Origin of the sequence: Sphingomonas sp. DC1600-2, from assembly GCF_049897605.1 — a bacterium.
Taxonomy (GTDB): Bacteria; Pseudomonadota; Alphaproteobacteria; order Sphingomonadales; family Sphingomonadaceae; genus Sphingomonas.
Genome location: NZ_JAFCWO010000026.1, coordinates 1 through 9,939 on the forward strand (window position 1 = coordinate 1; position 9,939 = coordinate 9,939).

Below are 9,939 nucleotides of genomic sequence, written 5' to 3' on the forward strand. Positions count from 1 at the left end.
CGCCCGCCAGCAACTGGTCGAGAAGCTCATTCGGTATCGCAGGTTCTTTGCGTCGGGACATATGGGATCTCCTCTTTACCCATTATGCCCGCCCACACACGGAAATCCTGACAGTCCCCACCCAAAGGGGCGCAATGCAATGGAGCACTCAGGCACAGCCTGAGTTGCGGCCTGCCGCGACGGGCCTAAGGGACAGCGACGCTCCCCCGCCAGATCGCGTGCCGGAGGCACAAACGCCATCGCGCCCAAAGCGCGATGACCGCAGGCCGGGCGACTTGCCCGGCTCCGATCGATCGCGCGCGAGCGATCCTCGTCAGAGATCGTAACCGCCCTGCGGCCGAGACGCCAAAGGCGACTCGGTGGCGCACAGCGCCATAGAGCTCGACCGCGCGTCGGCGCGGGACGCCACAGGCCTAATGCTTCCTGACTTTATGGGGACTGTTCGGGCCAGTCTGGTGCAGCCCGGTGCACCTCGGCCCCCGCCCCCTTGTCCTGCGCCCAGGCCATCTCAATCCTGATCGCAGCACGCCATTGGATCACCTGCGAACCAGGATCATGCCATGACCACCGATACCCGCGACCGCATTCTCCGCCTCAACACCGTGCTCGACCGCACTGGCCTCAGCCGCTCCACCCTTTATCGCAAGCTCGACCAAGGGACCTTTCCCCCTCAGGTACGCATCGCCGCCCGCTGCGTCGGATGGCGCGAATCCGCGGTCATGGACTGGCTGCGCAATCCGATGTTTTACAGCGTCGAGCGAAGGTGACTGGAAATCCCTGCGGCGCTTGGCGCACCATTAGTGACATCGGACACAGCCATCGCCCCCCAGCCTTTCTCTTCCTAAAGGATCACTGTCACACCACCTTGAAGGTCCGCAGCTGGGACTTTGCGGTCATTCCTGCCGCAGGGCCTGAGCGGCGGCTTCGGCCAGAAATTGCCGTTCCGCGGTTTTCCGACCACGGCTACACTGCGGCGTGCCGATGTCGTGAAGAACCCGATGACGCCGGACCTGGCGACCTGGCGAGAAGGCGCTCGGAGGGGCCGCTACGACGATCTGCGTGCCCAATCTACGGCTCTCGTAGGGTCTAGACCGGATCCGCCTGGGATACCGCGAGCTCGACGGCTAATGCCGACGCGATCCGGGGACGGTCAACCGGGCGACACTTGCCGTAATGTGGATCGCGCCCAACGCTCGAAGAGCTGCGGCCAGAGCTCGCTCGGCTGGTCGGCGCGACCGGTCCCGAAGGCATGCTGTCCTTCCGCAAAGAAATGGCCCTCGCAAACGATCTTGGCCGCCCGGAGTGCCGCATACATGGAAAGGCTGTTGTCGATCGACACTGTCGTGTCGTCGGCCGCATGGGCAAGAAAACACGGCGGCGTGGTGAGCGAGACGCGAAGGTTGGGCGATCGATGCGCCGCCTGCTCCGGCGACGGTGACGGGCCAAGCAGTTCGGCGCGTGAGCGCGCATGAGCGAGCGGGCCGTCGGTCAGGATCACCGGGTAGATCAGACCGGCATAGGCCGGCCGAGCGCTCTGCCGATCGGCGGTATCGACGGGTTGGTAGATCGGCTCGGCATGATCGACCGCCAGCGTCGCGGCGAGATGCCCGCCGGCGGAGAAGCCGAGCACGCCGACGCGTTCGGGCAGGATACCGAACGCGGGCGCGCGGGCGCGGATCAGCCGCATCGCGCGCTGCGCGTCCTGCAGCGGCACGTTCGCGCGGTCCTGCCAACCTTCACCGGGCAAGCGGTAGCTGAGCAAGAACACCGTCACGCCGAGCGCGTTGAACGCGCGCGCGACATCGACACCTTCGATCGCTGCCGACACGAACACATAAGCACCGCCGGGGCACACCAGCAGCGCCTCGCCGGTGGGATGCGCCGGGCGGAAGACGTTGAGCGTCGGCATCGCGGTGCGCCGCAGGAAGGCGGCGGGCCATGCCCCGCCCGTCCAGCCTATGGGCGTCGCTGGCACCTCGAACCCAGCGATCCGACCCGGCGGCACGCCCGGCCACAACGGGATCACGTCCGCGGGCGGCCAGGCGTGCGACCATGCTGTGGGGTCGGGCAACGCGCTTGCCGCGCGGGCTTGCGCCTGCACCTGCGGCACCGTGGCAGCGAACAGCGATGCGAGCGCGCCCACGCCAAACCTGCGCCGATCGGGACCGGGTGGCGCCGGAGTCTGCCTGTCCAGTGTGTTTCCTTGGGTCATGCTAGCGCCGCTCGGCTTCGGCCAGCGCGCGCAGGAACAGCGCGTCCATCGGCACGTAGCCGGCACGGGTCGGATGCACGCCATCGCTGGTGAGTTCGGGACGCAACCCGCCCTCGGCATCGGTCAGCGCCGCGTGATAATCGACGAAGACGAGTCCGTTGGCCCGCGCATAATCGCGCAGCCAAGCGTTCCAGGCGCGGATACGCGCCGCCGGCCGCAAGTCCGGCCGCTGCGGAAAAGCGCGGGCGGGCAGGATGCTCGCGAGGATGACTTTGATGCCGTGCCCGCGCGCGAGATCGACCATCGCGCGGATCGTGTCGCGATATTGCGTGTCCCTGGTCGCGCCGGTGTTGCCAGCGATATCGTTGGTGCCGGCCATGATATGCACGACCCGCGGCCGCAGCGCGATCACGTCCTGATAGAAGCGCAACAGCATTTGCGGCGCGGTCTGGCCGCCGATGCCGCGATCGACGATGCCCGCCGCGAACAGCTTCGGGTCGCGCGCCTTCCAATTCTCGGTGATCGAATCGCCGAGTAGAACGACGCGCGGGCGCGGTTCGCGCAACGTGGCGCGGTTCTCGTCGCGATAGCGGCAGAGATAGGCCCAGTCGTTCGCCTGGAGCACCTGAACATAGGCGTGATAGACTGCGAGGTCTGCGGCCGAAGGCGGGGGTGGCGTGTCCACCGCGTTCCGGTACGCGACCAGCGCGGCCGGCACCGGCGGGCAGACATAGCCGCCATCGCCATCGCCCTGCGGCGCCGCCCGCGCGGCGGTCGCGACGAGCAACAGCAGCGGTGCCGACAGCCAGCCACGCCGACGCGCGCGGCCGGTTTCATCGTCTCGACATCGCATCGCCATTCTCCCTCGTCCGATCGCGTGCGCCGGCGTACCGCGCGCGGATGACGGCAACATTACACATGTACGAACTTTTACACGTCCGTTTTCCTAGCCAAGATGTGTCGGGCGTACTAGAATGCGAACGTATACGCGTTCGGGGCTGGTCCACCGGCCCCGGCGCCCTCCTCGAACGACGACGGACCCGTCATGCCGAAGCGCGCCGATACCGATCTTCCCTCCGTCCTCAATGCCGCGATGACGCTGGTCGCGGCGAACGGTCTCGGCGGGCTGAGCTTGCGGCCGCTCGCCGAGCAACTGGACACGACCGTCTCGGCCTTGTCGCACCGCTTCGGTCTCAAGGACACGCTGGTTGCGAGCTTGATCGCGGCCGCGCGCGCGGAGGACGGTGCGTTTCTCGATCGCTGGCTCACCCGCATCCGCGCGCTCGATGTCCGCGATGGCGCGTTGCTCGGCGATCTGGTCGATGCCGTCGTTGGCGACATGGTCGGCGTCGCGGCACTGCGCACGCGCTTTTACTGCGAGCTGATCCAGGGCGCGCCGTCGCATCCCGAGATCGCGGCCTCGCTCTCGGCCTGGCAGGTCCAGCGGTTGACGTTCTGGCGCGCGGTGGCGGCACCGCTCGGGCGGGCCGAGCTTGGCGACGTCCTCCACGCCTTCAGCACCGACGAGATCGCGCATGGCCTCGCGATAGGCGAGCTCGCCGCCTATCGCTGGCTGCGCCGGCTCAATCTCCAGCGCCTGTGCGGCGAACTGGTGAGGAGACCCGACTCGCCCGATCTATCGCAGTTCGCCGTGTTCCACGCCGCGCTCGGGGACGCGCTGGACGAGACTGGCCGCTACCGCACGCCGGCGATGAGCGACTGGCAGACCAAGGCCGCGCGCCACATCTCCGCGCTGATCGTCGAGGAAGGCGCTGACGCGGTAACGCATCGCGCCGTCGCCGCGCGCGCGGGCTATGCCAATTCCACGCTCGCCTATCACTTCCCTCGGCAGGACGATTTGCTGAAGGCCGGGATCAACGACATCATCGTCCGCGTGCAGGGGACGGTCGACGCGCAAAGGATGAGCGAACCCGAGCATGAACTGAACAGTATCGAGATTGCGCGCGCCACCTTCGCTATCGCTCTGGTGGCGGCGCGCATTCCGAGCCTCAAACCGTTCGCGGCGGACATGCGTCGTCGCCGCGGCGAGAATTACCTCGTGCGCCTCAACCGGTTGGTCGATGGCGAGGCACCATTCGATCTGCTGTCCGCGCAGGCGATTGCCATGACCGGCATCGGCCAGTTGCTGCTGGATGGCGTGATCGACCCTGCGGCCGACACCTCTGCGTTTGCGCTGATCGACCGCCTTCAGGCCACCGCCCGCCTCGGCTGAAATCCGTACAATCGTATCTTCCGACAGTTTTACGAGGTGAAAGCCTCAAAGTATTTCGTACAACTGTCACGTAAGCGTCATTGGTCGCTGATAGCCGCCGCTGCGTCAGCCAACGAAACGGGGATTCGGACCAATGATATCTGTACGCCGCCTTCATCATCTGCTTCTGCTCGGTACCGTCGCCACCGGCACGCCGTTCGCACAAGCGTATGCCCAACAAGCCGCACCCTCACCCGCGCCGGAAACGCAGGCCGCGCCGGACGAGGGTCTCGCCACCATCGTCGTCACCGCGCAGCGCCGTAGCGAAAGCCTGCAGGATGTGCCGGTCTCGATCACCTCGGTCAGCGGCAAGGCGCTGGAAAACTCGAATTTCCGCTCGGTGACCGACCTGCAATATGTCGTCCCCGGTGTTCAGTTCGATGCGACCAACGGCGCGGCCTTCCAGATCCGCGGTGTCGGCAGCACGTCGTTCGATTACTCGAACGAAAAGTCGGTCAGCCTCGTCGTCGATGACGTGGTGATGGACGCGCAGCGCGACACCGGCCTCACCGGGCTGTCGGACATCCAGCAGATCGACGTGCTGATGGGGCCGCAAGGCACGCTGTTCGGCAAGAATGCCACGTCGGGCGTGATCTCCGTAACAACCGTCAAGCCCGTGCTCGGCCAATTCTCGGCCAAGGGCAGCGCGAGCTACGGTGAGCGCGAGGATCGTAACGCCACGCTGACGCTCAACGTGCCGGTCGGCGATACGCTGGCGTTGCGCGTCTCGGGTTTCGATCAGGGGCAGGAGGGCTATGGCCGCTACACCACGCTCAACCAGCCGCTCAACTCGTTCAAGGAATATGGCTATCGTGCCAAGCTGCTGTTCCAGCCGAGCGACCGTATCGAGCTGACCTATTTCAACGATTACGAGCATCACTGGGACAATTTCATCCGCACCTCGGTCTCGGGTGCGCTTCCGGCGGTGACGGCGCTGCAGATCGCCAATGGCGTAACGCCGGGGCCGGAGAATGACGACGACGCCGATTCCAAGATGGGCCGGACGCAGACAGCCACCTGGGGTCATTCGCTGCGCGCGCAGATCAAGATCGGCCGCGACACGCTGACCTCGATCACCGCCTATCGTGAGACGAAGTACATCGGCGATGCCCCGGCCAACCTTGTGCCCGCCGATACATTCGCCTTCCTGCCCTATAACGAGGGCACCATCCACACGCGCAAGGTGAGCCAGGAACTGCGCTGGGCATCGCCGACCGGCGGCTTCGTCGAATATCTCGGCGGACTGTTCTACAACCGGCTGCGCAACGATTCGACCCAATTGCAATGGGCGACGCTGGGTACGCCGCTGATTTCCTCGGCCGGCGTACCGCTGACCAAATTTTACACGCTGACCGGCGCGATCGGCGATCCCGGCAACGCCGCGCGGTTCAAGGCGACCAACACCAGCGAGGCGGCGTTCGGCCAGCTCAAGTTCAACATCACGCCGCGCGCCAGCCTCGCGTTCAGCGGGCGCTACACCCATGACGACAACAGCCAAGCCTATACGTTCTTCTGGATCGATCCGCTGCCGATCACGGGCGTGAACGCCACCTTCACGCCGACCAGTGCGGCGCCGGTCCAGCCGTTCGGCGAGATCAAAAGCGACAATTTCTCGTACCGGATTGCCGGCCAGTACAAGCTCGACCGGCACGTCATGCTTTATGCCACTTGGTCGACCGGCTACAAGCCGGGTGGTCCGGGGTTCGTCGGCAACAACTACTCGCCCTATAAGGACGAGACGGTGAAGAGCATCGAGGCCGGCATCAAGACCGAACTGTTCGACCGTCGCGTGCGCCTCAACTTCGATCTGTTCAGCTCGAAATTCACCAATTTTCAAACCTCGCTCGTCACCTTCGTGCCGGGCAATCCGCTGGCCGTGGTGGCGATCGGCAATGCTGGCGGCCTGAAGAGCCGGGGTGCCGAAGCCACCTTCGCGTGGCGCGCGACCGACGCGCTCACGCTGAGCGGGGGGCTGACCTATACCGACGCGCGCTTCACCGATTACAAATATAACGCGACCATCAATTACGCCGGCACAAGGCTGACCAACGCGCCTGAATGGCAGGGCAACATCAGCGCGACCTACGAGCGCGAGATCGGCGGCAACTTACGGCTGCGCAGCAATCTCGATTACGCCTATCGCAGCAAGGTCTGGACGGTGATCGGCCAGCCCGCCTATTCGGAAATTCCCGGTTATGGCATCGCCAACGGTCGTATCAGCCTGTCGCCGGCGAACCGCGATTTCGAGTTCGGCATCTATGGCCGCAACCTGTTCGACACCTATTATTCGGCGGCGTTCCAACAATATAGCACGCTCAGCCTAGTGCATTACATCGCCCGCGACGCGCATCGCACCGTCGGTGTGTTCGCCAAATTTGGCTTCTGAGTCCCGGCCAGCCCCGGCCGATCGCCGGGGCTGGCGGGCCTTCGCCTCGCTCAAGGACCATCTATGCCCCGACTATACGTTTCGCTCGCGGCGCTCGCCGCGGCGCTGATTGCTGCCAGCCCCGTCCCCAAACCGGAGGCACCCGATCTCAATCCCGATCTCAAGATCAACGAGATCCAGGTGCTCGGCACCCACAACAGCTACGCCATGCCCGTCGACAAGCGACTGTTGGCGATCGTCGATCCGATCCTCGGCCGCGTGACCACCGACCTGCCGGACAAGCTGCCGCCGGCGCAGCGCGCGCTGTTCCGCGAGGAACATCCCAACGACGTCTCGATCAGCGACGGGCTGAGCTATCTGCACCCCGACCTGACGACGCAGTTGAACGAGGGGATGCGCAGCCTCGAAATCGACGTCAATCCAGATCCAAAAGGCGGCAATTTCGCCGATCCGGCCGGGTACCGCCTGCTCCGCGCGCAAGGCGTGACCGACCTGTTGCCGTTCGATGCCGCCGCGCTCGCTGCGCCGGGCTACAAGGTTCTCCACATTCCCGACATCGACTTCCGCAGCCACTGCCCCACCCTGAAAGGCTGCCTAACGCAGATTCGCGGCTGGTCGGATGCGCATCCGGGTCATGTACCCCTTTTTCTTGTGATTGAGGCCAAGTCGTCGGACCTGCCGTTTTTGCCGAACCCGACGCATACCGTGCCGTTCACCCCGGCGCTGTTCGATGCGCTTGACGCGGAGATCGTCTCGGTGCTCAGCCGCCGCCGCCTGATTACGCCGGACGACGTGCGTGGATCGCACCCGACACTGAACGCGGCGATCCGCGCGGGTGGCTGGCCCAGCCTGAAGGCAGCGCGCGGCAAGATCGTGATCTTGATGATCACCGCCAACGGCGAGGAATCGACGCGCGGCTATCTGGCCGGGCATCCTTCACTAAAGGGGCGGATGGCGTTCCTGCGCGCCGAACCCGGCGAGGATCATGCCGCGTTCCTGATGTTCGACAATGCGCTGGTTCGCCAGGAACAGATTCGGGAATATGTCCGCCAAGGCTATCTCGTCCGAGCCCGCTCGGACATCGAGTCCTATGAGGCGAAGACCAACGACATGACCCGCGCCGACGCTGCTTTCGCCAGCGGCGCGCAGATCGTCTCAACCGATTTCGAGCATCCCGGCAACGCCTTCGGCACGCCCTATGTCGTGCGGCTGCCAGGCGGCGGCGTGGCGCGCCGCAATCCGCTGCTGGAGATACCGAAACGGTAACCCGGCGCGATCGTCAGCAAGAAGACCAGACCGCCCACGGCGATGATCGCGGCCAGCGCCGCCATCGTCGTGGGCGTGCCCGCCTTGAACCCGTCGAGCAGAAACGCCAGCCCCACGCCGGACAGCGCTCCGGCCAACTTGATCGTCGCGGTGAGCAGGGCGAAGCTGATCATGTCGGTCCGCACCCCGGTGCGAAGCGCATGATCGCGGATCGCCGCGCCCATTTCGCGCCAGAACAGCGCCATCATGCCGCCGAAGCCCACGCCATGGGCAAGACAGGCGGCAAGCGCGAGCACGCCAGCGTGCGGGGCGGCCAGAAACACCACCCCCGCCAGCACTGCGAGCGCGGTGAACGCCAGCGCCGGCCGCATCACCCCGCGGTCCGGGCGAGGCAATCCCAGCGGCCCGATCACGCTGCCGAGCACCAGCGCGAACAGCAGCGCCGCGCCGGCGGGCTCGTCGGGTCCGCGCCCCTCGACGAACGGCACCAGCCGCATCGTCATCGCTTCGGGGCCGGCAAGCGCGGCGCCGGCGACGAGCAGCGTGGCCAGCCCTGTGGGCATCGAACGCCGTCGCCCAACGAGTGCTGCCATCGGCAAAGCGCCTCGCCACCGCAGAAGCCAGCCGGCGCTGGCCGCGATCAGCGCTGCGATCACCCCGGCCACGACGATCTCGCGGCCGCCCGCCGGTGCGTCGGTACCGACCAGCAGGAACGCCAGCCCCGCCACCGCAAGCCGCGCGACACCGCTCAGCGTCTGCCGCATCACCGCATAATGGTGCGCGTCCTCAGGATCTCTGGGCAACAACGATACCAGGGCGTTCTGCGCGACATCGTAAAAGGCGAAGAGGGTGCGGAACAGCGCCAGCGCGCCGACAAGACACACGAACGCCACTTCGCCCCCGTGCGCCGGACGGAACATCACGAGCAGTGCCGCCGCCGCCGCCAGCCCGGCAACGAACTGGAGCGCTAGAATCCGGCCGAGATCGCCTTCCGCACGGCGCATCAACGAAGCCGCACCGACGTCGGCGAGCGCGCCCTGCACCGCTGAGAGGAAGATGAGGAGCCCGGTATCGCCAGCGGAAAGCCCCAGCCGCACATTCGCATAATAGGCGAGCAGCAGATCGGTGAAGCTCCACGCGAGGCTTTTCGCGAAATGGCCGGCCCCATATGCCGATCGCAGCGCGATTCGTCCGGTCCTGGAAGGGGGGGCGGTCCGGGCCGGTTCGGAAATTGCCATTGCCCCGACGACATAAGACGACTTTAAGAAGATTGTACGACACTCATACGGCGGGTGTGACAAGCGCGAATTAGATCGTCTGCCTCTTACGACGGGCGACACTTTGTGGCGCGCATTCCGGCGCGCGCGCCCCAATTCATGGCGCGAGAGAGTCGGCGTTCTCCCAAGGGGCTAGCGGCAGCTCTCGTCTCAAACGGACATCCAAGCATGGACTGACAAATGACCGGCTGTGCTCGGAAGCTGCCGGGCAGTTAGCGCCCAGTTCAAGTCAGTCATTCGTCAGGTGACGGCAACACCGCGCCGGGAGTAGAAACCTTCCCAGCCGACCGGCTCGGGGTTGTCGGTCGCATAGCGCCGCTTCGCTTCAACGTGCTTTGGACTTGCTTCAGAAAAGTGGAGAGTTTTCCTGAGGTGAAAGGCAAACTCGATGACGAAGCAACGACGGGTTACAAAGGAATTCGAGGACGAGGCGGTCCGGCTGGTGGCGACCAGTGGGCGCACGCAGCGTGAGGTTGCGGAAGATCTGGGGGTCGGTTTGTCGACGCTGGTTCGGTGGATCGGTCGT

At 65.6% G+C, this 9,939-nt stretch carries 8 protein-coding genes; 5 read left to right on the forward strand and 3 right to left on the reverse strand.

Annotated features, from left to right (window positions below; genetic code table 11):
* Positions 1 to 560: 560 nt before the first annotated feature.
* The gene (locus tag ACP7BL_RS17315; RefSeq protein WP_426258895.1) at positions 561 to 767 is read left to right on the forward strand and encodes a helix-turn-helix transcriptional regulator; all 207 of its coding nucleotides are present in this window, start codon (positions 561 to 563) and stop codon (positions 765 to 767) included.
* 383 nt (positions 768 to 1,150) lie between these two features.
* On the opposite strand, the gene ACP7BL_RS17320 is transcribed toward ACP7BL_RS17315, so the two are convergent.
* Both ACP7BL_RS17320 and ACP7BL_RS17325 read right to left on the reverse strand, forming a co-directional pair.
* Positions 1,151 to 2,143, reverse strand: a complete 993-nt coding sequence (locus ACP7BL_RS17320; protein WP_426258896.1) for an alpha/beta hydrolase — start codon at positions 2,141 to 2,143, stop codon at positions 1,151 to 1,153.
* A 70-nt stretch (positions 2,144 to 2,213) separates the two neighbouring features.
* The gene (locus tag ACP7BL_RS17325; protein WP_426258897.1) at positions 2,214 to 3,065 is read right to left on the reverse strand and encodes an SGNH/GDSL hydrolase family protein; all 852 of its coding nucleotides are present in this window, start codon (positions 3,063 to 3,065) and stop codon (positions 2,214 to 2,216) included.
* 192 nt (positions 3,066 to 3,257) lie between these two features.
* On the opposite strand from ACP7BL_RS17325, the gene ACP7BL_RS17330 reads away from it, so the two are divergent.
* The 3 genes from ACP7BL_RS17330 to ACP7BL_RS17340 all read left to right on the forward strand — a co-directional run bounded on the left by ACP7BL_RS17330 (position 3,258) and on the right by ACP7BL_RS17340 (position 8,136).
* Positions 3,258 to 4,445, forward strand: a complete 1,188-nt coding sequence (locus ACP7BL_RS17330) for a TetR family transcriptional regulator (protein WP_426258898.1) — start codon at positions 3,258 to 3,260, stop codon at positions 4,443 to 4,445.
* A 133-nt stretch (positions 4,446 to 4,578) separates the two neighbouring features.
* Positions 4,579 to 6,870, forward strand: a complete 2,292-nt coding sequence (locus ACP7BL_RS17335; RefSeq protein ID WP_426258899.1) for a TonB-dependent receptor — start codon at positions 4,579 to 4,581, stop codon at positions 6,868 to 6,870.
* Between the two features lie 63 nt (positions 6,871 to 6,933).
* Positions 6,934 to 8,136 carry a Ca2+-dependent phosphoinositide-specific phospholipase C gene (locus tag ACP7BL_RS17340; protein WP_426258900.1) on the forward strand — a complete coding sequence of 401 codons (1,203 nt, stop codon included), beginning with the start codon at positions 6,934 to 6,936 and terminating at the stop codon, positions 8,134 to 8,136.
* Here the strand turns inward: ACP7BL_RS17340 and ACP7BL_RS17345 are convergent.
* Entirely contained in the window at positions 8,067 to 9,374 is a 1,308-nt protein-coding gene (locus tag ACP7BL_RS17345) for an MFS transporter (RefSeq protein ID WP_426258901.1), read from the reverse strand. The genes ACP7BL_RS17340 and ACP7BL_RS17345 overlap by 70 nt on opposite strands.
* Before the next feature lie 427 nt (positions 9,375 to 9,801).
* Here ACP7BL_RS17345 and ACP7BL_RS17350 point away from each other — a divergent pair.
* Positions 9,802 to 9,939: transposase (locus ACP7BL_RS17350; RefSeq protein WP_426258902.1), on the forward strand; the 138-nt coding region annotated here is incomplete at its 3' end.